At 42.3% G+C, this 24,717-nt stretch carries 19 protein-coding genes; 5 read left to right on the forward strand and 14 right to left on the reverse strand.

Annotated elements, in window-relative coordinates; translation table 11 throughout:
- Positions 1-23: 23 nt before the first annotated feature.
- Complete coding sequence (gene mtaB / locus KTO63_RS00735) at positions 24-1,298, reverse strand: tRNA (N(6)-L-threonylcarbamoyladenosine(37)-C(2))-methylthiotransferase MtaB (protein WP_217789202.1); 1,275 nt, start codon at positions 1,296-1,298, stop codon at positions 24-26.
- A gap of 359 nt (positions 1,299-1,657) precedes the next feature.
- Between mtaB and KTO63_RS00740 the strand changes: the two genes are divergently transcribed.
- Together KTO63_RS00740 and KTO63_RS00745 are read left to right on the forward strand one after the other, a co-directional pair.
- Positions 1,658-2,086, forward strand: coding sequence for a DUF4258 domain-containing protein (locus KTO63_RS00740; protein WP_217789203.1), 429 nt, complete (start codon positions 1,658-1,660; stop codon positions 2,084-2,086).
- 173 nt (positions 2,087-2,259) lie between these two features.
- Positions 2,260-3,006, forward strand: a complete 747-nt coding sequence (locus tag KTO63_RS00745; RefSeq protein ID WP_232372973.1) for a lysophospholipid acyltransferase family protein — start codon at positions 2,260-2,262, stop codon at positions 3,004-3,006.
- 217 nt (positions 3,007-3,223) lie between these two features.
- Here KTO63_RS00745 and KTO63_RS00750 read toward each other — a convergent pair whose 3' ends face one another.
- On the reverse strand, positions 3,224-4,903 hold the full coding sequence (locus KTO63_RS00750) for a chloride channel protein (RefSeq protein WP_217789204.1): 1,680 nt from the start codon (positions 4,901-4,903) through the stop codon (positions 3,224-3,226).
- 262 nt (positions 4,904-5,165) lie between these two features.
- On the opposite strand from KTO63_RS00750, the gene KTO63_RS00755 reads away from it, so the two are divergent.
- Positions 5,166-5,846 carry a Crp/Fnr family transcriptional regulator gene (locus KTO63_RS00755; protein ID WP_217789205.1) on the forward strand — a complete coding sequence of 227 codons (681 nt, stop codon included), beginning with the start codon at positions 5,166-5,168 and terminating at the stop codon, positions 5,844-5,846.
- Positions 5,847-6,004: 158 nt separating this feature from the next.
- Here KTO63_RS00755 and KTO63_RS00760 read toward each other — a convergent pair whose 3' ends face one another.
- The gene (locus KTO63_RS00760) at positions 6,005-6,982 is read right to left on the reverse strand and encodes an alpha/beta hydrolase (protein WP_217789206.1); all 978 of its coding nucleotides are present in this window, start codon (positions 6,980-6,982) and stop codon (positions 6,005-6,007) included.
- Positions 6,983-7,140: 158 nt separating this feature from the next.
- Between KTO63_RS00760 and KTO63_RS00765 the strand changes: the two genes are divergently transcribed.
- Positions 7,141-7,668 (forward strand): HD domain-containing protein, encoded by a 528-nt coding sequence (locus tag KTO63_RS00765; RefSeq protein WP_217789207.1) that lies wholly within the window; start codon positions 7,141-7,143, stop codon positions 7,666-7,668.
- Positions 7,669-7,749: 81 nt separating this feature from the next.
- On the opposite strand, the gene KTO63_RS00770 is transcribed toward KTO63_RS00765, so the two are convergent.
- The 8 genes from KTO63_RS00770 to KTO63_RS00805 form a co-directional block, all read right to left on the reverse strand.
- Positions 7,750-9,375 (reverse strand): hypothetical protein, encoded by a 1,626-nt coding sequence (locus KTO63_RS00770; RefSeq protein ID WP_217789208.1) that lies wholly within the window; start codon positions 9,373-9,375, stop codon positions 7,750-7,752.
- A 252-nt stretch (positions 9,376-9,627) separates the two neighbouring features.
- Entirely contained in the window at positions 9,628-10,320 is a 693-nt protein-coding gene (locus tag KTO63_RS00775; protein ID WP_217789209.1) for a DUF1345 domain-containing protein, read from the reverse strand.
- 351 nt (positions 10,321-10,671) lie between these two features.
- Positions 10,672-11,631, reverse strand: a complete 960-nt coding sequence (locus KTO63_RS00780) for a transketolase family protein (RefSeq protein ID WP_217789210.1) — start codon at positions 11,629-11,631, stop codon at positions 10,672-10,674.
- Between the two features lie 57 nt (positions 11,632-11,688).
- Complete coding sequence (locus tag KTO63_RS00785; RefSeq protein WP_217789211.1) at positions 11,689-12,582, reverse strand: transketolase; 894 nt, start codon at positions 12,580-12,582, stop codon at positions 11,689-11,691.
- 190 nt (positions 12,583-12,772) lie between these two features.
- Positions 12,773-13,963 (reverse strand): acyltransferase family protein, encoded by a 1,191-nt coding sequence (locus KTO63_RS00790; RefSeq protein WP_217789212.1) that lies wholly within the window; start codon positions 13,961-13,963, stop codon positions 12,773-12,775.
- 436 nt (positions 13,964-14,399) lie between these two features.
- Positions 14,400-15,911: a hypothetical protein gene (locus KTO63_RS00795; protein ID WP_217789213.1), complete on the reverse strand. Its 1,512-nt coding sequence runs from the start codon at positions 15,909-15,911 to the stop codon at positions 14,400-14,402.
- Between the two features lie 145 nt (positions 15,912-16,056).
- Positions 16,057-17,655 (reverse strand): peptide chain release factor 3, encoded by a 1,599-nt coding sequence (locus KTO63_RS00800; protein WP_232372974.1) that lies wholly within the window; start codon positions 17,653-17,655, stop codon positions 16,057-16,059.
- A gap of 239 nt (positions 17,656-17,894) precedes the next feature.
- The gene (locus KTO63_RS00805; protein ID WP_217789214.1) at positions 17,895-18,458 is read right to left on the reverse strand and encodes a hypothetical protein; all 564 of its coding nucleotides are present in this window, start codon (positions 18,456-18,458) and stop codon (positions 17,895-17,897) included.
- A gap of 276 nt (positions 18,459-18,734) precedes the next feature.
- Here KTO63_RS00805 and KTO63_RS00810 point away from each other — a divergent pair, with 276 nt between their 5' ends.
- Positions 18,735-19,562: a universal stress protein gene (locus KTO63_RS00810; RefSeq protein ID WP_217789215.1), complete on the forward strand. Its 828-nt coding sequence runs from the start codon at positions 18,735-18,737 to the stop codon at positions 19,560-19,562.
- 138 nt (positions 19,563-19,700) lie between these two features.
- Here KTO63_RS00810 and KTO63_RS00815 read toward each other — a convergent pair whose 3' ends face one another.
- The 3 genes from KTO63_RS00815 to KTO63_RS00825 all read right to left on the reverse strand — a co-directional run bounded on the left by KTO63_RS00815 (position 19,701) and on the right by KTO63_RS00825 (position 24,688).
- Positions 19,701-21,989, reverse strand: a complete 2,289-nt coding sequence (locus KTO63_RS00815; protein WP_217789216.1) for a GH92 family glycosyl hydrolase — start codon at positions 21,987-21,989, stop codon at positions 19,701-19,703.
- Between the two features lie 122 nt (positions 21,990-22,111).
- Positions 22,112-23,557, reverse strand: coding sequence for a glycoside hydrolase family 125 protein (locus KTO63_RS00820; RefSeq protein WP_217789217.1), 1,446 nt, complete (start codon positions 23,555-23,557; stop codon positions 22,112-22,114).
- A gap of 210 nt (positions 23,558-23,767) precedes the next feature.
- Positions 23,768-24,688, reverse strand: coding sequence for an endonuclease/exonuclease/phosphatase family protein (locus KTO63_RS00825; RefSeq protein ID WP_217789218.1), 921 nt, complete (start codon positions 24,686-24,688; stop codon positions 23,768-23,770).
- Positions 24,689-24,717: the final 29 nt, after the last annotated feature.

The raw sequence follows: 24,717 nt of genomic DNA on the forward strand, positions 1-24,717 counted from the left end.
CTTCAAATTTTCAAATTCTGCAATCACACTTTCCAATCCACCACGTTATTCACCCACTCTGCATTAAACGGCACTGCTATCTTGATGTAGTTGTCTGTATAACCTTCCATCATGCCGTTCTTTTCGTGGCCCTCGAATAAAACTTTTCTGGTTTGCCCCGCATGTTGTTCAGTGAAGTATTGCATTTTCATGTAAGACAGGTTGCGCAGGGTTTTATTACGCTCATGCCTCACATTAACGGGAACAACCGGGTTTATAGTAAGTGCGTGTGTATTGTCGCGTTCGGAGTAAGTGAACACGTGCAAATAAGACACATCAAGAGAATGCAGGAAATCAAAAGTTTCTTTGAAGTCTTCGTCTGTTTCGCCGGGGAAGCCAACGATCACATCCACACCAATCGCGCAATGCGGCATCAGTGTTTTGATAAGCTGCACACGCTCCGCATACAACTCGCGCTTGTAACGACGGCGCATTTGTCCGAGCGTTTTGTTGCTGCCACTTTGCAGTGGAATATGAAAATGCGGCATGAACTTATCGCTGTTGGCAACGAATGTGATGATCTCGTTAGTCAGCAAATTAGGCTCAATAGACGAGATCCTGTAACGCTGAATACCTTCCACTTTGTCGAGCGCCTGTACCAGGTCAAAGAAGTTTTCTTCATGTTTTTTATTGCCATCAGGACCTTTACCAAAGTCGCCGAGGTTGACACCAGTAAGTACAATCTCTTTTACACCGTTAGCGGCAAGCTCTTCCGCATTGCGGATCACATTTGCTATGCTATCGCTACGGCTTTTGCCGCGAGCCATTGGAATGGTACAAAATGAACAGGTATAGTCACAACCGTCCTGCACTTTAAGGAAAGTACGTGTACGATCATTTATAGAAAATGAAGAATTAAAACCGGTAACATCTTCAATATCGCAGCTGGAAATTTTGGCAGAATCGCCTTTGCTAAGTTCCGCAATGTGTTTGCCAATGTTGAATTTTTCCGCCGCTCCAAGCACTAAGTCCACACCCGGGATTTCGGAGATTTCCTTTGGCTTTAGCTGTGCATAACAGCCGGTAATAACCACCAGGCTTTCAGGGGATTTGCGTTGAATGCGGCGCACGAGCTGGCGGCATTCTTTATCAGCATTGTCAGTTACGGAGCATGTATTGATCACGTAAACGTCGGCCACATCATCGAAATCCTTCTTCTCAAAACCTTCATTCTCCATCATTCGTGAAATGGAAGAGGTTTCAGAAAAGTTTAGTTTACAACCCAATGTGTGAAAGGCGACTGATTTACTTGCTGACATAAGGGCGCAAAGATAAGCAAAAGCCAGTTTCACGCAAAGGCGCAAAGAAGCAAAGGCGCGAAGCTGTCACGGCGACATATGGTTTCTCGCAGCGAACGCAGCGGAGCAGCGACGCGGGGGTAATGTGAGGTTTAACTTTCTTTCTTCTTTCGTAAAAGCTGACAATCGGGCTATAATACATTCAAAAGCAAACTGGAACAATAAGCCATCGCTGCCTCGTTGCTCCGCCGCGCTCGCTGCGTGAAAAACACTTGGCGCCTTTGCTCCTTTGCAGCTTTGCGTGAAATACTGTGACGAGCCGCACGAAACTCAACACGTTGAGGGAAAATGCTTTAGATTTGGCCGTTTAAATTCCGATAATGACAAAGAAGCTTGTTCCTTTTATTCTTTTGATCGTACTCGCTGCATTGCTGTTGTTTGTCCGTACCTGTCGCGGCTTGAACGATAACGCGAAAAGGACAGACGACAACGGCCCTCAACCCAAACGCGAAACTACCCGCAGCCGAGGATTCAACAGAAAAATCAGCTATCTTGACTATACGCAGCATGCAAAGTGCCGCATGAAGTGCAGGCACATCACTCAAGCCGAAGTGGAGGACATTATGAAGAATGGCAATATTAATTATAAAAAGAGCAACCTGCAGGACCAACCCTGCCCTACTTACGCGCTGGAAGGATATACGCAGGACCAGCAGCATGTGCGCATCGTATTTGCGCAATGCGAAACTGACACAAAAGTTGTGACCTGCATTGACCTGGATAACGACTTTGAGTGTGATTGCAACTAGTGGTAAAGTAAAAAACCCCCGCCTGACCGGACGGGCAGGAAAAGTAAAAAGACCCGCAAACACTGATTTGCGAGCGGTCGCATTAAAAGCTTTTGAATTTTGACTTTTTATTTTTTACTTAACAAGCGTGTCTATTTTAAAAAACAAGTTTAGATTTTATTACAGGATTTTACATGAAGTATCTTATAAAACCCGTTCAACTTATTTACAGCCTGTATGCAATGGCTTTGTTTATTCTGCTGTTGCTGCTGCTAATGCCATTCTTTTTCATTGCTTCTTTTTTTGGCAAAATAAGGGGCGGCAACATGCTTTTCAAACTCTGCACGCTGTGGGCAGATATCTGGCTCACGATGATCGGTATTTACGCAAAAAACATTCACGAAGCGAAGTCAACAGAAAAAAGGCCTTGCGTGTTTGTTGCGAATCATATCTCTTATCTTGACATTCCGATGATCGTTAAAGTTATTCGTGAACCTGTGCGTCCGCTGGGTAAATATGAAATGAGCAAGGTTCCGCTATTTGGTTTTTTATACAGGAACGCTGCTGTTATGGTTGACCGGAGCAGTGCAAGGAATCGTGCCAGAAGCGTTCGCACATTAAAGCAGTTCATCCGTTTCGGCATCTCCATTTTTATTTTTCCGGAAGGCACTTTTAACGAAACCGGCCAACCGCTAAAAGCCTTTTACGATGGAGCTTTTCGTATTGCCATTGAAACGCAAACGCACATCCAACCGTTGATCTTTCCAGATACAATCAAAAGAATGCACTACCGCAGCGTGTTCTCCTTTACCCCCGGCATTTGCCGCGCCATATTCTTAGAACCTGTTGAAGTAGCCGGCATGACGCAGCACGATCTGCAGAAATTAAAAGAGGTGGTGCATGCGAAGATGGAAGAAGCTGTGAGGATGTACAGGAAGTAATTAACAATTAATAATTAATAATTAAGAGAGCGATTTTCAAGACCAATAGTAACATGTTTAATAACGAACTATTGATGAACGGAATGCGAGGTAATGATGCTCAATCTGTATTAACAATGTTTGAAAAAAAGACGTAACAGCTTGTTAAAAACTATTACGTCTTGCATTATCGGAAGGCACAAATCAATTACGCATTCACTCTATTAATTATTCTTTATTAATTATTAATTGGTCTTCTCAAAAACAGCTTCCTTCCCTTCACCATAATCCTCCTTGTTCTCGCCGGCGATTCATAACGATGGGTCTTTGCTTTTTCACTGCTGTAGAATTGCAAGATGGAGCGAGACGTTATAATTCCATTAGCAGCCTCTTCATCGTTCAATACGAACAACGAGTCGATGTTGTGCTTACCCATTATCTCCGCAGCCACTGCGATATCATCTGACATGTGAACATGGAAGGCACTGCTGTAATCTTTGGGAACCGGGGATGTCAAGACCTGCACTTTAGTTTGTTGCAACACATCCGGCTCGTAAGCGTTTGGAGTTTTCACACCTCTTCTGTGGATTTTTTCAGTCATTATGCTTTCTTTCATCATGAAAAAAGAAATCGCATACGCCGCAATACAAGCGGCAATCAGAGGAAGCAACCCGTTGCTTTGCCCGGTTGTTTCCAAAGCAAATACTATTGATGTCAACAATGCACGTGACGCACCTGCAAACATCGCGGCCATTCCGATCAATGCAGCGGTTGCCACATTGATTTCCAATGAAGGAAACAGTTGCAGCGCATAGGTTCCCAACAGTGCGCCCAAAGCTCCACCAATGGTAAACAAAGGCGCAAGTGTACCACCTGAAGTTCCACTACCTAACGCCACGACCCATGATATATATTTAAGAAAGCACAGTACCAGCAACATTTGCAGAGGCAAGCTGCCTGTTAACAAATGCTGAATATTGCTGTAACCGACACCCATTGTAACGGGCGCAAAATACCCTACAACGCCCACGGCAACGGCGCCGATCGCGGGCCACCACATCCAGTGAACAGGCAATTTTTCAAAAAGATCCTCCATTGCGTACACTGATTTCGAAACGAGGCTCGCAACGACACCGATGATCAAACCAAAAACAACATACACGATCAGAGCCGTATCTGACGGAGCCGGAATGTTCGGCATTTCAAACACCGGTCTGCTTTCAAACAAAAGGATGTGCATGCCCGCACCGGTAATGCAAGCCAATGTTACGGGGATGATTGATCTTGGAGAGAATTCAAATAACAATAATTCTATCGCGAGTAAAACAGCTGCCAACGGGCTTCCGAAAATGGCAGACATACCCGCACACGCTCCCGCCGCAAGGATGATCTTTCTTTCTGTTGACGAAATGTGCATCCACTGACCGGTAACGGAACCAAAGGCACCACCGGTTGCGATGATGGGACCTTCCGCACCAAACGGGCCGCCGGTACCAATTGAAATGGCTGCAGACAAAGGCTTTAAAAAAGTGATGATTGGCGGAATGCGGCTCTCTTCGAGAATGATTTTTTCCATTGCCTCGGGAATGCCATGACCACGAATGGCTTTCGATCCGTAACGGGCCATTATGCCAACAATAATGCTACCGATGATGGGAACAAGAACAACTGCCATTCCCAAATGATGCCCGGCAGGCGAAGCAGGTTGAATAGAAAACTTTCCGTAGAAAGCTATGTTGGTCACAAAATCGATCAGGTAAACGAGCAGGCGGGCGATGAGGCCAATGATAATGGCATTGATAATTGCCTGGGTGGCGAGGTACAAAACACGTTTGTTAACTACCTCAGTCTTAAGCCTTTTTTGTTTTCCATAGGGTACGTTCAGCGATGGCGCTACGGGTATACTGTCACTTTTCATTAATCTTATTTTTTACAAAAATATTGCATAAACAATGTTTTTTGGCAAAAATTGCAGTTATTTTATTTAAAAAATATAAACTGAAAGATATTTTAAGGAAACAGGAACGCAGATTTTCATGATTGTCATGATTTGCAAAGATTTGAATTTGATATTTAATATTATTCTCGAACCACTTTAATCTCAAATCAAAATCATCACCAATCATGACAATCATGAAAATCTGCGTTCCTTCTCTCAAATAAAACCTTATTATTGATCCATGCAAGTATCGAAATGTAATATTGAAAGTTGCTTCCTTTGCACACATTGCATGCCCGAGTGGCGCGATGCCATCAGCGTAAAGAAAACAACTTATTCCTTTAAACGCGGTGAAACGATATTCGCTGAAGGCGATGCAGTGAAAGGCATTTTTTTTATTTACGAAGGCTTTGTAAAAGTGCACAAACAATGGGTTGACAATAAAGAACTGATCATTCGATTTGCAAAAGCAGGTGATGTATTGGGACATCGCGCTTTGGTTGACAACGATACGTATCCCATCTCAGCAACTGCACTGGAAGATTGTAAAGCATGTTTTATAACAAACGATTTCCTGGAAGCCACGTTTAAAACCAACCCTTCTTTTACCTATAAAATGATGCAATTGTATGCTGCGGAATTGAAGAAAGCTGAGCGCCGCATGCGCAATCTCGCACACATGGATGTGAAGGGACGTATAGCAGAACTGCTTTTGGAGATGCAGGAAATATTCGGGCTGAACAAGGAGAAATTCATTGCAGTAGCCATAACCCGCCAGGACATTGCATCCTACGCGGGCTCCACTTACGAAACGGTGTTCAAATTCTTCACCGAACTTTTACAGGAAAAGATCATTTCGACTTCCGGCAAAAGCATTAAGATTAACAATGTGAAGAAGCTGAAGGAATTTATTGACAATTAAGAATTAGGAGTTAGAAATTAGGAATTAGGAATTAAGAATTGTTTCTGTGTAGCAGGCTGAGATTGTCGCTTGATACTTAAAGTTGTAAATAGTTGATTACAAAATGCAGATCTTAAAGAATTCCTAACTCCTAACTCCTAACTTCTAATTTCTGATTTCTAACGCAGCGCAAATTCTATCTCCGCAGCTGCAGACCTCAGCGCAGCCTGCACAGCCGGAGTAGTCGCCAACGGGTTCAGCAAACCATAATCGTGGATCATGCCTTGCACCCTTGTCAAGGTTACTTTTACGCCAGCTTCGTCCATTTTTCTTGCATAGGCTTCTCCTTCGTCGCGGAGTACATCGTTCTCTGCGGTTTGTACATATGCAGGAGGAAGCCCTTTCAGCTGATCCAGGCTTGCTGTGAGTGGCGATGCCAATATTTCACTTCTTTGTTCGCCAGTGTAGTTGTCCCAGAACCAGATCATCATATTTTTTGTAAGGAATCTTTGCGTTGCGTATTGGTTGTAAGAACCCGTTTCAAAATCGGCGTTTGTGACCGGCCAGAACAACAATTGTAATTTCAATTCCGGGCCTCCCTTTTGTTTTGCCATTAGTGCCGTTGCAGCAGTAAGATTACCGCCGACACTGTTTCCAACAATTGCCAGTTTTTTACCATCAACATTAATTTCCGCGCCGTGTTCCGCTACCCATTTTGTTGCGGCGTAACATTCATTCAATGCAGTTGGATACTTAGCTTCCGGCGAGCGGGTGTATTCAACAAATACACAGGGTAAGCCTGAATACACGACAAGGTCGCGAACAAATCTTTTATGCGTAGGAAAATCACCCAGTACCCAGCCGCCCCCGTGGAAAAACATGAAAACGGGCGACACTGCTGATTTACCGGCAGGTCTTACCACATAAATTTTCACAGATAAACCATCTTGGGAGATTGTTTTTTCTTCCACATCAATTCCAGAAACATCTACTGTAACAGATGTTTGTGCGCCTTCCAGTACTTTCCGTGCTTCCGCAGGAGTCATTTGTTCCATGGGCTTTCCATCGCCGCTGTTCAATGCCTTAAGGAAGTTTTTAGTGTGAACCTCAATGTTTGGGTCGGTAGCGTAGTCCGCTACTTTGATTTCATTTTGCATGTTACTTTCGTTTGGTTTTTTAGTGTTATTGCCATTACAATTAACTGCCGACATTGTTGGCATAATTTAAAAAAAATAAACCTTTTCGTGCGTTAAGTTTGTGGTTGTTGCTTGATTTAGCGGAAGCGCTTTATTACATTGGTTAAGAAAAAAAACTGATGACTTACATCAATCATACTATCGAAAGAATTCTCGACAATTTTTCAGCTAACCTTGGCAGTGACTATGCGAAGTACCGCAATCACGTTTATCGCGTATTTCTCAATTGCAAAATGATTGACAACAACCATGACAATGAGTGGAAATATGCCGTGGCTGCGGCTTTTCATGACATAGGCATTTGGACGGATAACACGATTGACTATTTAAAGCCATCCATGGAGCAGGCCAAAATTTATTTGATCCGCGAAAACAAACAACCTTACATTGATGAAGTAATGGAAATGATTTACTGGCACCACAAACGAAGTTCATACAATGGAGAATATGAAACGGCAGAAGTATTTCGCAAAGCAGACTACATTGATGTTTCATTGGGACTGATCACATTCGGGTATGATAGAAAAGAAATCAGCAAAACACGAAAACTATTGCCCAATAAAGGTTTTCACGTTTTTCTTATAAACAGAATTGCGAAAAATTTATTTAAACACCCATTCAACCCTTTGCCGATGTTCACAAAATAATTAAATCATCATCATAAAAAAAGCAAACCCCGATTTCCGGGATTTGCTTTTTTTGACTTTGTAATTTTGACTTTTAAATTCTTACTTGCTGCTCACTACTTCTCCTTCTTTCACAGTTATCTGCAGCGGCTGAAAAATGTTTTTCTTCAACTGTGCCCTTCCGATAAATTGATTGTTGTTAAATTTATAGAAATCTGCCGGGAAGATCATGATATCTTCTTCTCTTGTATCAAACAATAGATTTTTAGAAATAGTGCCATCATTTGCAATTTTGGTAACCATTACCTGTCCGCCATAACCGTCAACGTGCGCCTTTGGCGTTTCATCTTCTGCCAAATTCAGGTTCTTTAAATTATCGAGATACAGGAAGTAGTAACCTGATGCATCGCTGATCAATTTAAAGCTCATGGTGCCTCTTGATAAGCCGCCCCTTTGGTTTTTAGGGATTTTACGCAACCACTGAAAATTGCCGGAAGCATCAATTTTCGATGCAATAATATCTCCATAATAAGAGTCTACGCGTCTGTGCGAGTATCCTCTTGAATCGGTATAATAGCTAATTATCAATTGATACTCTTCGCAAGTGAGGAAGATACCGCCATCGCTGTCAATTACTACGTTACGAACCACCAGGTTCTTTGCTTCGTAGTTTTCGTCTTTGTCAATCTTTCTTCTGCTTTTTGCAGATTCAAATTTTTTAAGCTCTTCTGCCGGAAACGGATAATAGCCTTTTTTATAGCCAACCAATTTACCGCTTGGGTCTAGCTTCGCGAGAAATACGCCCTCGGTTCCCGAATCTTTTGATTTTTTGCTGTATGTACAAGCCACGATCAATTCGTGTTGTGAATCTTCGGCTATCGATGTTTGTTTGATAAAATAATTATCAAGCGCAATCTGAATAATTACCGGTGTTTTGCTATCCTTTGCAAATTTCAAAATTTCGAAGTGATAACCCGGGTTGCCCGTTTCTTTATCAACTTCTTTACGTGCATCACTCGCGTATATTTTAGCCAGCATGTATGCGTTACCATCTGCATCTACAGAATAGCCGAGGTTGTCCATTACTGCTTCCGTATATGGCATTGTAAATTCACCGCCCCATAATTTTTTCATGTTCTCATCAAAAACATAAAAACCGATCTTATCGTAATTCTTTTTATCGTTTTTAAATTCCGGAGTTAGCCTGTAATTAACCAACATTTTTTTGCGGGCAGCATCGTATTGAAAACCGTACTTGTCAGTTGTCTTCATGCTGTAGAACCCTGTAGCTACAGAGGTTCCGGAGATTTTTGTAGTTTTAAGCAACACGGTATTCGCATCTGTAATGCGCCCTTTTGCAATATCCACTTTATCACAATACAATACTTCTGTTTCGCTGCTTTTGTCCCAATCGCTATGCAGCCAAAAATATTTACCATTGTTAAAGTCTGCCAGAATTTCGCTGTTGAAGTTTTTTGTAGCATCCAGGTCAATTGTTTGTTCAGTGGTTTTCTGAAGCGTTTCTGGATTGAACCTAACCAGTATCAGCTCTTCTTTTTTCAGCGATAGGTTTACGATACCGTCTTTTTGATTTCCTACAAATGCGAGGTCTGTTGTTTTGCGCGGGAGATCATATTCTGTTCCCAGTTTAAAATCAAATTTGTTGCTTTTCTGTGCAAACAGCATTGCAGAAATTAAGCAAGCGGGTACGATTAATAGCTTTTTCATAATTACTTAGGGGTTCCAGTTTTCGTATTAGTCCGGATTAGCGTAACTATCTAAGCCAGGGCCGGAATTGGGTGCAAATATAAAAAGGTTTTTATGTGACAAACGCATTCTGGCGTTTATTAAATAGTTCCACTTACATTAAAATTAAGACGCAGTTATAGATCCTTGAGCCGCAGCTTTAAACGTGTTTGGCCGTTGCGATAAAATTTGAGTAGAAAACACAAAAGCTCTAAGCGTTTTTACTTATAACATTCAACCCTTTAGTCCTGCGATCAAGTTCACCGTTAGTGCAACGACGAATGTGTTTAACACAAAAGCAATCAACCCATGTGCGAGTGCAAGCCTTCTTATTTTTCGATTACTGATCTCTACGTCAGAAACCTGGAAAGTCATTCCGATAACAAAGGCGAAGTAGGCAAAATCTAAATAGTCGGGTTTCTTTTCTGAAGGGAAATCAAGTCCGCCGACTTTCATGTGAGGGTCGTTATCGTCATGATCATAGTACATGTGTGCGTAGTGAAAGGTAAAGGTTGTGTGTACAATAATCCACGAGAAAAGCATCCCGGCTATTGTGGCGATCAGATAAATAGTGTGATGTTTATCAGAATCGCTTTTGGATAAAATAAGCATCAATACGGCAATCATGCTGGCGAAAGAGGAAATCAATACAAGCAAAAAAACATACAGGCGGCTGCCATCTTCACGCCTTGCAAACTCCCGTATCCTGGAAGTAGAGCGGGCAAAGATTACCGTCCAGCCGAGCGTAATAAGCGTTGCACCAAATACGTCCCAGGAAAGCATAATACGCAGTAGAACCTCCAAATTAAAAGCATTCAGCAGCAAAAAAGCAACGGTACCCGTTATAAGACTAATGATTACACGATGAGATGGCGTTAATCGTAACCAGATGTTTTCCTTTTGAAGTTTTGCGTATTCAGCATCCATATGGGAAGCAAATGTTTCGTTCAAATTACAGAATAACGCTGATATTTCACGCAGCTAGAATTTCACGCAAAGGCGCAAAGAAAAAAACAAAGAGCGCAAAGAGCGTTTGAGTTTCACGCGGCGAACGCAGCGGAGCAACGACGCAGCGGAGGTTTGAACGTGCATCATATCATTTGCTTTTGCCAAGGTTGAAAATCTGGTTGCAGAAAATCTTTAAACAAATTTAAACGCCTCAACGTCCTCCGCGTCGCCGCTCCGCCGCGTTCGCTGCGTGAAATACTTCCGCGTGGCACCTTTGCGCCTTTGCGTGAAATATAAAAAAAGTCCCGCTGTTTGCGGGACCTTCTTAATTTATTTGCCTTTGCGTTGTAATACTTTTTGTACGGCTTTAATGATGTTTTCGTCATCAAGACCATATTTCTTCATCAACTGGTCAGGCGTTCCGCTTTCGCCGAAGCTGTCGTTTACAGCAACGTACTCCATTGGAACCGGATCGTGTTTGATCAACACTTGTGCAATGCTGTCGCCCAAACCACCAAGGCGGTTGTGCTCTTCAGCACTTACCACGCATCTTGTTTTTGCTACAGATTTTAGAATTGCTTCTTCATCAAGTGGCTTAATAGTGTGGATGTTGATGATCTCTGCATCGATGCCCATTTCAGCCAATTTTTCACCGGCTTTGATGGCTTCCCATACCAGGTGGCCTGTTGCGAAAATGCTCACGTCAACGCCTTCATTTACCACCCATGCTTTTCCGATCTCAAATTTTTGATCCGCATCTGTGAAAATAGGAACAACCGGGCGACCAAAACGCAGGTATACCGGACCGTGATGGTCAGCAATAGCGATGGTGGCTGCCTTGGTTTGGTTGTAGTCGCAAGGATTGATCACTGTCATTCCCGGCAACATTTTCATCAAACCGATATCTTCAAGTATCTGGTGCGTAGCGCCGTCTTCACCTAAAGTAAGACCAGCGTGAGAAGCACAAATCTTTACGTTTTTATCAGAGTAAGCAACAGATTGACGGATCTGGTCATACACACGGCCGGTAGAGAAGTTCGCAAAAGTACCGGTGAAAGGCACTTTGCCGCCAATGGTCATACCTGCAGCAATGCCGATCATGTTTGCTTCTGCAATACCTATTTGTTGAAAGCGCTCTGGAAATTCTTTAATGAACGCATCCATTTTCAAAGAACCCACGAGGTCAGCACAAAGTGCTACTACATTTGGGTTACGTTTTCCTGCTTCCAATAATCCTGCTCCAAAACCAGAGCGTGTATCTTTTTTATCTGTGTATGTGTATTTTTTCATTGTGTTATTTGTTGGGGGTTATCAAAAACCCGTTGTAAAAATGATGAACGAGGCCGATTAATAATCGCCCAATGTTTCAGGCAATTGCGCCAATGCAGCAGCTAATTGCTCATCATTTGGAGCAACACCGTGCCATTTGTGGCTACCCATCATGAAGTCTACGCCGGCGCCCATTGCAGTTTTCAGCAAAATGCAAACAGGTTTGCCCTGGCCAGTGCGGCTCTTGGCAAGCTCAAGCGTTTTTACAACTTCTTCCATGTTGTTGCCGTGTTCAGCTTCGATAACGTCCCAACCAAATGCTTCCCATTTAGCCTTCAGGTTGCCCAATGAAAGTACTTTATCTGTAGGACCATCAATTTGCTGACCATTGTAGTCAACAGTTGCGATCAGGTTGTCAACTTTATTGTGAGGAGCAAACATTGCTGCTTCCCATATTTGGCCTTCCTGTAATTCACCATCGCCGTGCAATGTGAAAACAAGAGAATTGTCTTTATTCAGTTTTTTTGCTAGCGCACAGCCGATTGCTACAGAAAGACCCTGACCCAAAGAACCAGAAGCGATTCTTACGCCGGGAAGGTGTTCATGTGTAGTTGGGTGACCTTGCAGACGAGAGTCTAATTTGCGGAAAGTAGCCAGTTCTTTTGCATCGAAGTAACCGGAACGAGCCAGTACGCTGTAGAATACCGGGGAAATGTGTCCGTTCGACAAAAAGAAAACATCTTCTCCTACTGCATCCATATGAAAAGCAGGATCGTGCTTCATGATTTTAAAATACAGTGCTACCAGGAAATCTGTACAGCCCAATGAACCACCGGGGTGGCCCGATTGACAGCCATGTACCATTCTTACTATGTCGCGGCGAACCTGCGACGCAACCTCTTTCAGCTTTTCGGTATCAATGTTAGATCCAGCAGCAGCTTTGGTTTCATTTGGATAGACAGTAGTCGACATCTTTCAAACAATTTTAGGAGTGCAATTTAAATAATAATTGTAAAAAATACACTTATTCTGGTGTATAATTATTTACAAAAGCGACCGAAGATAAAAGATTATTTAAGAAAATAATCCAAATATTGATAATTTTTAAATGAATATTTTGTGCAACCTGTTGCACTTTTTTTCACAACTTATTGCATGCCGATCACGATTTTACACCCTGAATCTTCCTCTTTTTGATGCGATCGGCTATTTTTTTTGCAAATATCAACGAAGGCTGTTCAACAAGTTTGTAATAAACAGATGCGAATACAAATGACAAAACAAAGCCTGCCAATATCATTACAGGAACGGGCAAAACGCGCAATGAATACACTGCAATGAGTAAACAAACTGGATGGATTATATATAAACTGAACGATATTTTTCCCAACCACTTTAAAGGAGCCGACTCTGCCACGCGCTTGTAGTAATTGCTTAGAAAAAGCAATATCCACAGCATCCCTGCTCCTGCAATCAGGTAATTTGCGATCATTATTAAAAAATTTCGGGGATGCTCCGGAAGCAACCATATGTTCCAGCTGCAGGTGCTTAATAGCAATGCAACAATCGTTATAAAAATGATGACCGCGGCGGGAAACCCATTGATTATTCTGAGAAAATAATCTTTGAAAAAATTAAGAACCGCACCCATTATGAAAAAACTGAGATAATAAAATGTCTCAAAGCTTTTTCCAAACCTTTCAAAAAGCCCTGCTTTCACCAGCAGATGATAAGTGAGAATAATACCGATCAACACAGCAAAGCTCCAAACGAAATTCAATCGTCGATAAAAAAATAAGATTAGTGGAAATATAAGTGACAGTTTTATTTCAATAACGAGGCTCCACAAGGTTGACACCACGTTTTGAAATTCTGCGTCGCTTTTCAATAGAATAATATCCGCTAGTTGTTGTGCGCTTACAGGTTTTGTCCACATGCTAATGAACCAATCGCTGATATGAATATTCAGGGGGTGATACAAGACAACACGAAGCAACATGGACAAAAATATGGATACGATGTAAGGAATGTATAAACGTATCAATCGTTTTGCGAAATAAGCTTTGTAGTCAAAATGTTGTCCACCATCATTAAATGGGATCGATAGAACAAAGCCACTTAGTACAAAAAACAAAATCACCGGCTCGTTACCCAACCAGAAAAAATGCAACGGAGAATAAGTAAGCGCGTTTAATATGGTGTTTTCAGCGCTGCTAAAAGGCAGAGGCGCTTTGGGGCTAAACACGGCGTAGAATACAGGCAAACACAACAGGCAATGATGCAACAGCACCTGTAGGGCCGCAATACCACGGAGCGAGTCTAGGGCTTCAATTCTGTGAGTGTTCTTCTGCATTTAAATTGTGTTGCCGTTTGCGAATACCGCAAAACCATAATCGCCAATATTACAACATTATTTTGTGATCGATTTTTTGTGGCCGCGTTTAGGTGCAGCGTTTTTTTAACCACAGAGTACGCGGAGAATAAACACTTCAATAAATAGCTGGTCACGAGAGCACAGAGGAAACGGAGGGTTGCTTAAGGTTAAATCGGTTTTATCGGATTTCATTTTTCTGTCGGTTGAAACCAACAACTGTAAATTTGGTGTGATAGCAAAAAATCAGGATTCATTGCTTATGTGTTATAAGGCTTCGACAAGCTCAGCCTGACAGCGTAAACGGAGTGTCAGGCTGAGCCTGTCGAAGCCCGTTGCAATAGAAAGATCGCGCACCTCCTCAACCCGATACACAGAACGAATTCTTAATTCCTAATTTCTAATTCCTAATTCCTAATCATTCCTCACACTCATAAATCTCCCCATCAGTAAAACTCGTGATCTGCTTTAGATTCTTGTGCTGCTTAATTTCGTGTAAAGACAAAGGCGTTTCTTCCTTATTATTGAACCATACGATGTAGTAGTGGTCCTCACTATAAAATTCATCTACATCTTTGGGAAACTTACTGTTCGGCAGGTTCTCTCCCACTAATCCGCAATTAAAATATATGGATTCCGGTGCATTGGAGTAAATGCAATAAGCCGGATTAAAAAAAGATTTATGCTGCTGTATAAAATTCACTGTTTGCGAATGCACCCATGTATCATCGGTGTAACCCGGAATGCCATAAGTACTCACATCTTCATAAAACTCCAGGTTGTTTTGATACTGTCTATAAAAAAATCCCGCGGAGATGGTTAGGCAAAACGCGATCGTTGCGATGCGCAAACCTCTCGTCTTTTCCATTTGTATCAATGCAGGAATGCGGCTCGTAAAGCTGAACAGCAAAGGAATGTATAGCGGCGACAACAATCTGTCATTAATTCTTTCGTAGTGTGAAATGGTGGAAGACAGAATGATGAACGATGCGTACACCAACGCAAATACACTCGTGATGTTTTCAAAGCTCGTGTACCATTGATTGCCTTTTACCCAGTAGTAAACACAAATCGCGATTATCGCCAATAATACTATCCATCCCACCACCAATGAAATGGTATAATGATCGGGGAAAAATGGCAACCAGTTTCCCACTACCGAGCCGAAGTAAGAAATATTATCCGACAGCGGGGTAATGCCTTTTTCCCTGTTGCCTGTAAGAAACCCACCCACGTGCAAGTTGCGATACAAATTGATGGCAAGCAGCAAGAGCGAGATGAAACTGAAAATAATGATATGTTGCGCTTTCTTCCCGGGCCTAAGTTTCTTGTCGAAAAGCAGCAAGGTACCGCCCGCACCCGCAAAGGCAATGCCTGCATAACGTGTAACGCAAGCAACCGACACAATCAGCGAAACAAGGAGAAGACCTGAAAGCGTATAGGTTTTAAAATAACGATGCAAGGCCAATATCAACAGCAGTGAAAGCAGGATGAACAATGATTCTGACCACAGCATACTATAAACTTCCTGCAGGCTGGGTGCAACCACTATACACAACAACACGATGCACTTGTAACCGAGGGAATGGTTTACAAATTTGTTGATGATCATGCTGCTTGTATACACCACCGCGGCAAACAGAAAGCCGTTCAAATACGGGCCGGCCACCACGGGATCAACATGTGTAATAAATTTGATCGCAGCGAGAAATATGGGATAACCGAATGGAAAATCAACTACCGGAAATTGATTGTAACCGAGCAATTTGCCATGCTCCACAAGACTTCTTGCGGAACTAACATATACAATGGAATCCGGGGAAATGCCAATACCGCCATGTTTCGAGTAAATGAATACGATAAGAAACGCCGCTATCGAAAACGGAATTGCATACAAACGGTCAAGTAATGCAGAAGCTGGTCGGTTCATTGGTTGCTGATAGGACTAAGTACACGAATTTTATGCCAGAGACTCAGAAGTCAAATAACTGATTAACTGAATAACTGAATGTTTCATATTCAGTTTTGGATTACAACTATCAACCATTCAGTTATTCAATTATTCAGTTATTCAGCTATTGTTCTTTATGAATCTCACTCGTAAAGTGAAACTCTATATCGGGATTGTTCTGTCTTTCTGTGTTGAGAAACCATTCGCTTTGGGCGAGATAAACGAGATGCTTGTCTTTGTCTTCGGCAATGTTGGAAGATTTGAAACGGGTGAAATCGTCCAATTTTCTTTTGTCGGTGCTGGTTATCCAGCAAGCCTTGTAATAAGGTTGTGCACGAAACTCAACGCTGGCACCGTATTCCTGTAACAAACGGTATTGAATTACCTCAAACTGCAGTTCACCCACGCAACCAATGATTTTTTTATTGCCACCAAACTGGGTGAATAGCTGCGCCACTCCTTCGTCTGTTAATTGCAACAAACCTTTTTCAAGTTGCTTGGTTTTCATCGGGTCCTTGTTCACCACCTCTTTGAATATTTCGGGTGAAAAGGAAGGTATACCTGTGAAATAAAAATCTTCTCCTTCTGTCAATGTATCGCCGATCTTGAAGTTGCCGGTATCAAACAAACCAACCACATCACCAGGAAATGCTTCTTCAATTACATCTTTGCTGCGGGCAAGGAAGCTGTACGGGTTGCTGAACCTTACTTCTTTATCCAAACGAACGTGGTGATAGTATTTATTTCTTTCAAAACGGCCGGAGCAAACACGAAGGAACGCAATACGGTCGCGGTGCTTTGGATCAAGATTGGCGTGTATTTTAAAAATAAAACCGCTTAGTTTATCTTCTTCCACATCTACCGGACGTTTGGTCGTTTGGCGACTGCGAGGTGCCGGGGCAATTGTGATAAACGTATCCAGCATTTCCTTTACACCAAAGTTATTCACGGCACTACCGAAGAACACCGGTGCAACTTTACCCGCTAAGTAATTTTCTATGTTTAGTGGTCCGTGCACCCCGTCTACCAGCTCCACATCTTCGCGAAGTGTTTCTGCATCACGGTCACCCAGTTTATCCTCAAGCACATTATTGCTCAAGTCACTGATCGTTACCACATCTTCATCATCCGAAGCTTTTGTATTCGCTGTAAATAAAACAAGGCTTTTATCGTGCAGATTGTAAACACCCTTAAAATCCTTACCGCTGTTAATCGGCCAGGTCATCGGGTGCAGGTGAATGCTCAATTCTTTCTCGACTTCTTCCAGCAGATCGAAACGGTTCTTACCGTCCCGGTCCATTTTGTTGATGAAAACAATAACCGGCGTGTCGCGCATGCGGCAAACTTCCATCAGGCGGCGGGTTTGGTCCTCCACCCCGTTCACACTGTCAATCACCAGGATTACGCTGTCGACCGCAGTTAATGTTCTATAAGTATCTTCCGCAAAGTCCTTGTGACCCGGCGTATCGAGAAGGTTGATCAAAATATCGTTGTACTCAAATGACATCACAGAAGTTGCAACAGAGATACCACGCTGCCTTTCGATCTCCATAAAGTCACTCGTTGCGTGCTTTTTGATCTTGTTGCTTTTCACCGCCCCCGCAGTTTGAATGGCACCACCAAACAACAGGAGTTTCTCTGTTAGCGTGGTTTTACCGGCATCGGGGTGAGAAATAATCGCAAAGGTCCTGCGCTTGTTGATTTCTTTTTCGTACTTCATCATATTGTTCCTGTGATTTTGCTGCAATTTGTTTATTTACAGCCTCATTTAAGGGCGCAAAGGTAAGAAGGCGAACGCAAATAACTGAATAACTGAATAACTGAAAGTTCAAATTCAGTTTTGTATTACAACTATCAACCATTCGGTTATTCAGTCACTCAGTTATTCAGTTATTAAATAAAAAAAGCCGAAAACCAATCTTTTTAATTGATTTTCAGCTTTTAAAGAAGTTTTGAGAACTTTTATTTTAATTTAAAAACTACACCTACCTGGAAGTTTGTAATGTCATATCCAGCTTCTGCGTTCACACCAAAACCCGGCGTAAAGAAGTATGAAGCACCAACGAAACCGCCGAAAACAGGGATAACATCATTTTCACGATGGTCTTCGTAGCCGTAACGTTCAAAGCCAATACCGGCAGATAAACCGCCATAGGTATCCAGGCCTTTTACCTTCCAGCCGTAGTGCCACGCTGATCTCATTGCCAGGACAATCGTTCTTGCCTGCCAATGATCGTGATCATTATAATAGCTTTTGTTTGAGAAGGATCCGCCAAATTCACCACCTAATGTGATGACACCCGGGCCGGCCTGCCAAAGGCCCCACTCCGCTGCTATCTTAGTACCAAATGCGTTGCCATTGTAGTGACCGTCATACGGGGCTCCTACGCCTATGCCAAGGTTAAGTGTCGTAGAACCTACTTTCATAGGAGTAATGGGTTGTCCGGATTTAGACTGCGCTTGTGCTGTTCCTGTTAGCAAACTTCCGATCAGTAAAGCGCCAAGGATAATACGTGATTTTGTCATATAGTTCTAATGGTTTTAAAACGCAAATATAGTATCAAGTTAGTTATGGCAAATTGTGTACCACGGTTTAGAACATTTTGAGTGTTATGATGTTATCATGAAAGCAAAGTTCGCGATGCTCGGTAACTGAATAACTGAATGACCGAATAACTGAGTGGTTTAGATTCAATTTTGCATTACGACTTTCAACCATTCAGTTATTCGGTCATTCAGTTATTCAGTTATTATTTCTCTCTGGCATAACATTTTTGATTACAATCATAAATAAATTAAGTCATGAACACTTTTATAGTACCAGTGGATTTTACCGAGATTGGAGACAATGCCGCAGTTTATGCCGGTAAAGTAGCGCAAAAAGTAAACGGTCGCATCATTCTTGTGAATGTCTATGAACCAATACCCGCAGGCATTGACGGGACCCCATTGGTAAACGATCCTGAAGCAAGACATGAAGTACGCATTATTGCTCTTGAAAAATTGAAGGGAAGACTATTGGCAATGGACCCTCAGCTTGACATAACATGCGTTGCAGAACCCGGAATTAGCTTACTTGACCACATAGAAACACAAATTGAGCAAACCAATGCCACCATGGTGATCATGGGCGTGTCTGAAGATAGTGGCGCTGAGCAGTTTTTACTTGGTACAAACGCCATCAACATTGTCAATATTGGTAATGTGCCTGTGCTCATCGTTCCGCCGGGAGCTACTTATAGTGGCATTAACGAAGTGGTGCTGGCCGTTGATTTTGAAGATGAAGAACACGTGTTGCCGCTCGACCGTATTCGTTCTATGCTGGAGTTGTTTAAACCTACGGTAAACGTTGTTTCTATCGCAGACGAAGCATCAGATGCAAAAGCCGCCGACATAGAAGAAAAGAAAATGCTTCTGCAAAATGCCTTGAGCGATTTTACAATTGATTTTTCTTTTGTAAAACAGCGCCATTTCGTAGAAGCAATTAATGAATTTGCAAATAATAAAAAAGCCGATCTAATTTTAGTGTTACCACACAAACACTCTTTTATAGCCTCGTTGTTCAGAACACACGCGACGGAGAAGTTGATACATCATACGAGTGTGCCGGTTTTGGCGCTGCATGATTAAATAATTGAAAATTGAAAGTTGAAAATTGAAAATGCTTTCGATGCTATTTTCTTACTGTCGAGCAATCAACTTGCTAGTTACAAATAAGACATTTTGCATACAAACCTCATTTTCAATTTTCAACTTTCAATTTTCAATTTATTTAACCTCACTCGAAAAAGAATACGGCACATCCCCCTTCGTCGCGCCTCTCTGCCTATTCGGAGTGGCGGACATGGAGAAATTAAGTACAGCTCCTTTTTGCATATCTGAATGGCTCAACCAGTTTTTAGTGTATGGTTTGCCATTGTAGTTCATGCTGTTGATATATAGGTTTGATGCGCTGTTGTTGGCGGCATTGATGACAATTTGCTTTCCGTTTTCCAATTGAATGGTTGCTTTTTTAAAGAACGGCGTTCCCACCACATACTGATCTGTTGCAGGCGTAACAGGATAAAAGCCTAATGCAGAGAAAATATACCATGCAGAAGTTTGCCCATTGTCCTCATCACCGCAATAGCCATCTGGCGTTGCTTTATAAAGCTTGTTCATTGTCTGGCGTATCCAGTATTGCGCCTTCCACGGAGCACCTGCATAGTTGTACAGGTAAATCATGTGCTGGATGGGCTGGTTTCCATGTGCATACTGTCCCATGCCTGCGATCTGCATTTCACGAATCTCATGAATAACCCCGCCATAGTAGCTTTCATCAAATGTTGGTGGCATTGAGAATACGGAGTCAAGTTTGTTTACAAACTTTTGATCACCACCCATCAGGTCGATCAAACCTTGCACATCGTGAAACACCGACCATGAATAATGCCAGCTGTTGCCTTCGGTAAAAGCATCGCCCCATTTGAAAGGATTGAATGGTGACTGGAAATTACCGTCTTTATTTTTACCACGCATTAAACCATAACCTTTGTCAAAAATGTTTTTATAGTTCATACTGCGTTTTGCATAAATCTCAATTTCTGATTTTGGTTTACCCAATGCTTTCCCTAATTGATAGATAGTGAAATCATCATACGCATATTCCAATGTGCGGGCCGCATTTTCCCTGATGTTCACATCGTAGGGAACGTAACCCAGCTCATTGTAGTATTTCACACCAAATCTTCCAACTGAGCTGTTTGGGCCTTCATTGTTCGCACCGTGAATCAACGCTTCATACAAAGTGTTGATATCGTAACCACGCTGACCTTTGATATAAGCATCTGCTACAACAGAGGCAGAATTGTTACCGATCATACATTGTGCAAGACCAGGGCTTGACCACTCAGGCAACCATCCGCTTTCTTTATAATCGTTCACCAAACCTTCCTGCATTTCTTTATTGATGGATGGATAAACTAAATTCAGGAACGGATACAAGGCACGGAAAGTGTCCCAGAAGCCCGTACCTGAAAACCTGCGCCCAGGGAGTATCTGGCCATTGTGCGGACTCCAATGCACAGGTTGGTTGTTGGCATCCAACTCATACATTTTGTTTGGGAAAAACAATGTACGGTACAAACTGGAATAGAATGTTCGCACCTCGTCCACTGTACCACCTTCCACTTTTAACGCGCCTAATCTTTTGTTCCATGCAGCTTTTGCTTTCGCAGCCGTTGCATCAAAATTATCGTTAGCGAGTTCTTTTTTCAGGTTCAACTCTGCCTGTTCAAGGCTAATGAAAGATGTAGCGGTCCTTACATTCACACGTTCACCTTTTGTTGTTTTAAAACCAACAATGGCGCCTGTTTGATCTGCCTGCAGCTCGAGTTTACCTGTTATTTCTTTACCGCTCCAGGTATTTGCAACCGTAAACGGTTTGTCAAAATAAAGAACGAAATAGTTTTTAAAATTCGGCAGCGGGCCGTAAGTGTATTTGGTTGAGTAACCAACGATCTTTTTTTCTTCCGGAATTACTTTAATGTAGGAACCTTTATCAAACGCATCCACTACAATGAATGAACTATCGCTTTTCGGAAACGTAAAACGGAATTGCGCGGCACGCTCTGTGGGTGTTAGTTCTGTTGTAACATCTGCATCAGCAAGATAAACGCTGTAATAGTAAGGCTTTGAAACCTCTGCCTTGTGTGAGAACCAGCTTTGGCGGTCTTCCTGCGTGAATTTTGTTTTACCCGTTACCGGCATGATCGAAAACATTCCGTAATCGTTCATCCACGGAGAAGGTTGGTGGGTCTGTTTAAAACCGCGAATCTTGTCAGCAGTATAAGTATAGCCCCAGCCATCCCCGTTCGGCCCCGTCTGCGGCGTCCACAGGTTCATACCCCATGGCATACCCACGGCAGGATACGTATTACCATTTGAAAGGCTGGGCTTGGACTCCGTACCCATTAAAGGATTCACCCATTCTACAGGATCATTCACTGTGTTCACAATCTGCGCAAAGCTTGCCATTGAAGCAGCAAGAAGCGCAAAGGATAGAAGCGTTTTTTTCATCTTAGTTGTTATCAGTTCTAGTTGTTAGTTGATAGTTGTTAGTTGTTGGGCTTTAATGACGACTATCCAAAACTGAAGTCTAACAACTAACAACCAACAACTAACAACTCTTAATCAAACTCTTAAATTAAATGCGGTTTCTCTTTATACACTTTCCAAACAAACTCTCCGAAAATTGTATTTGCCCATGCAAACCATGAACGCGTGAATTTTTCGGGATTGTCTTTATGGAAAGACTCATGCATGAAACCCTTGCCACCATGCGTTTTCACCAAGGTGTCAATGCAATTTTTTATTTCGGCGTCGTTGTTGCTTGTGAGGCCACGCATTACGATACTCATTGGCCAAATCATGTCTAACCCGATATGCGGGCCGCCGGTTCCTTCCGCAACTTTTCCTTTAAAGAAGAAAGGATTGTATTCAGACAATACGAATTTTCTTGTGTTAGCAATGATTGGTGCAGCCTGTCCTTTATTGAAACGGGCCATGTCTTCACCCAATAAGTAAGGCAATGACAACAGGCAAGGAATGTTCGCGTCATCCATCAGGTTCAGGCTGCTATAACCATCCACTTCGTAGGCAAGTATTTTACCAAATTTGGGATGGTTGTACACTGCATGTTGAAAGATGGCTGCTTCAACCTGCGCGGCCAAAGCATTACACTCGTTTGCAAACGCTTTGTCGCTGAATATTTCTTCAGCCATTTTTGCAAGTTTCCATAACGACACCACCGCAAAACAGTTGGAAGGAATCAGGTAAGGATAAATTGTAGCATCATCGCTCGGCCTGAACATTGAGCAAATTAAACCGTTTGGTTTGGCAGGATAACCGTAGCCGCCCATCGGAACACCGTCTGTGGCCCAGGCTGTCTTGCGTTGGAACGAATATGGTCCCTGGCCATTGAAGCGTTGTTGCTCTTTAAATGTTTTAACGATCAGTTTCATGGCAGTAAGCCAATGCTCGTCAAACGGCGTTTTGTCGCCCGTTGCCTTATAGTATCCATGACTAAGCCTGATGGCATAGCACAAGCTGTCAATTTCCCATTTGCGTTCGTGCACACCCGGCTTCATGTCCGTGATGTCAGTCTCTTTCCATTCGCTTACTTTGTTTTCATCTTTATAGAAAGCGTTCGCATAAGGATCTTTAATAATGAACTTGCATTGCCTGTTAATTACACCGGCAATCAGCTGTTGCAGCTTTTCGTCTTTTTTGCAAAAACTAAGATAAGGCCACACCTGCGCCGATGAATCGCGAAGCCACATTGCATCAATGTCGCCGGTAATAACGTATGTATCAGGCTTGCCGTTAATCATCTCAAAATCAACGGTCGTATCCAAAGTATTCGGAAAACAGTTTTCAAATAACCAGCCGAGTTCTTTGTTCTTTGACTTTGCTTTGAACTCGGTAATAGCCGCTTCTATAGCCGCGCTGTTAAAATGTCTTTTTTCAAGCGGTGTTCTTACCACAGGAAAATCATTTGCCAGCGAAATACCGCCGAATGCCCAATTGCTTACCATGGCTCCAGCGCCCAGTATGCCTGCATTTTGAATAAATTGTCTACGTTTCATATAGCTGTTTTTTTAGAGAGAGAACGCTGATTTTCATGATTGTCATGTTTTGTCAAGATTTTTTTGGGAGGTCAACGATAGAATAAAAATTAAACAACGTTGCGTCGCACACTTGTACAGTAGAATATAAATGAGCGATGTAGCCTACATATTAAAAGATCATAAAAAATCATGACAATCATGAAAATCTGCGTTCCTGTATTTTCAAGATTAGTACCCTAACTCGATTAAAACCGGAAAGTGGTCCGAAGGTACTCTTGCTTCGTAATGATACAAAGAAACTTCCTTGGGAAAATTCTTGGTTTGGATAGAATCGGTACTAACAGGTATTTCGGCTCTGTAGGTATCTGTTAGGATGCCATAGCGAAGTACTTTAAAGTTCTTTGTCAAAAAAATATGATCGATACGGCTGCTTGTTTTCGTGTCTGTTTTAAAATCGTTGAACGTACCATTCGTGGCGTAACGTATCTCCGTGGTTTCGTACGCATCGCGTAAGAGGCCAGAAGTATTCAGCAACGTATAGCTTTCGTTTGTTTGATCCACATTAAAATCACCGGTGAGGATCACAGGAATTTTTGTTTTCATGTCCTGGATCTTTTTGAGGATCAGTTTGCAGCTTTCTCTTCTTGCTTCTACGCCAATGTGATCCATGTGCAGGTTGTACATAAAAAAGATAAAGCCTGTTTTCTTCTCTTTGAATTTACCCCAGGAGCAAATACGCGGCAATGCAGCGTCCCAGCCTTTGTTGGGCTTATCGGTTATTGTTGATAACCAGAAATCACCATGATCGAGCAGTTCGAATTTATCTGTCTTATAAAAAATAGCTGAGTGCTCGCCTTTCTCTTTGCCATCATCACGCCCTACTCCTATGTAGGTGTAACCGGGCAGCCCTGCTTTCATTTCTTCCAGCTGTTTGTAAAATCCTTCCTGCGTGCCGAAAATGTCAAAATCGTGGAACCTGATCAATCCTGTTATTACCGGCAATCTTTGCCCCCAACCATTCGCATGTGAGGAATCTCCGCCATTTGCATAACGGATATTGTATGTGCCGACTTTAAATTTTTGAGAATACACTGAATTCATTAACACTATTAGTAAAAGTGCAAATAAACCAAAGGTTCTTTTGTTCATAAAATTTAATTGCTTTACTATTCGATAAT

This window comes from Pinibacter aurantiacus (assembly GCF_019130065.1).
Classification (GTDB): Bacteria; Bacteroidota; Bacteroidia; order Chitinophagales; family Chitinophagaceae; genus Pinibacter; species Pinibacter aurantiacus.

What these genes read in the sequence shown, in the direction of transcription:
- mtaB (WP_217789202.1), bottom strand. Translation starts at nt 1,298, where the DNA reads ATGTCAGCAAGTAAATCAGTCGCCTTTCACACATTGGGTTGTAAACTA.
- KTO63_RS00750 (WP_217789204.1), bottom strand. Translation starts at nt 4,903, where the DNA reads ATGAAAAGTGACAGTATACCCGTAGCGCCATCGCTGAACGTACCCTAT.
- KTO63_RS00765 (WP_217789207.1), top strand. Translation starts at nt 7,141, where the DNA reads ATGACTTACATCAATCATACTATCGAAAGAATTCTCGACAATTTTTCA.
- KTO63_RS00795 (WP_217789213.1), bottom strand. Translation starts at nt 15,911, where the DNA reads ATGAACCGACCAGCTTCTGCATTACTTGACCGTTTGTATGCAATTCCG.
- KTO63_RS00800 (WP_232372974.1), bottom strand. Translation starts at nt 17,655, where the DNA reads ATGATGAAGTACGAAAAAGAAATCAACAAGCGCAGGACCTTTGCGATT.
- KTO63_RS00780 (WP_217789210.1), bottom strand. Translation starts at nt 11,631, where the DNA reads ATGAAAAAATACACATACACAGATAAAAAAGATACACGCTCTGGTTTT.
- KTO63_RS00825 (WP_217789218.1), bottom strand. Translation starts at nt 24,688, where the DNA reads ATGAACAAAAGAACCTTTGGTTTATTTGCACTTTTACTAATAGTGTTA.
- KTO63_RS00775 (WP_217789209.1), bottom strand. Translation starts at nt 10,320, where the DNA reads ATGGATGCTGAATACGCAAAACTTCAAAAGGAAAACATCTGGTTACGA.
- KTO63_RS00760 (WP_217789206.1), bottom strand. Translation starts at nt 6,982, where the DNA reads ATGCAAAATGAAATCAAAGTAGCGGACTACGCTACCGACCCAAACATT.
- KTO63_RS00810 (WP_217789215.1), top strand. Translation starts at nt 18,735, where the DNA reads ATGAACACTTTTATAGTACCAGTGGATTTTACCGAGATTGGAGACAAT.
- KTO63_RS00790 (WP_217789212.1), bottom strand. Translation starts at nt 13,963, where the DNA reads ATGCAGAAGAACACTCACAGAATTGAAGCCCTAGACTCGCTCCGTGGT.
- KTO63_RS00785 (WP_217789211.1), bottom strand. Translation starts at nt 12,582, where the DNA reads ATGTCGACTACTGTCTATCCAAATGAAACCAAAGCTGCTGCTGGATCT.
- KTO63_RS00815 (WP_217789216.1), bottom strand. Translation starts at nt 21,989, where the DNA reads ATGAAAAAAACGCTTCTATCCTTTGCGCTTCTTGCTGCTTCAATGGCA.
- KTO63_RS00745 (WP_232372973.1), top strand. Translation starts at nt 2,260, where the DNA reads ATGAAGTATCTTATAAAACCCGTTCAACTTATTTACAGCCTGTATGCA.
- KTO63_RS00755 (WP_217789205.1), top strand. Translation starts at nt 5,166, where the DNA reads ATGCAAGTATCGAAATGTAATATTGAAAGTTGCTTCCTTTGCACACAT.
- KTO63_RS00740 (WP_217789203.1), top strand. Translation starts at nt 1,658, where the DNA reads ATGACAAAGAAGCTTGTTCCTTTTATTCTTTTGATCGTACTCGCTGCA.
- KTO63_RS00805 (WP_217789214.1), bottom strand. Translation starts at nt 18,458, where the DNA reads ATGACAAAATCACGTATTATCCTTGGCGCTTTACTGATCGGAAGTTTG.
- KTO63_RS00770 (WP_217789208.1), bottom strand. Translation starts at nt 9,375, where the DNA reads ATGAAAAAGCTATTAATCGTACCCGCTTGCTTAATTTCTGCAATGCTG.
- KTO63_RS00820 (WP_217789217.1), bottom strand. Translation starts at nt 23,557, where the DNA reads ATGAAACGTAGACAATTTATTCAAAATGCAGGCATACTGGGCGCTGGA.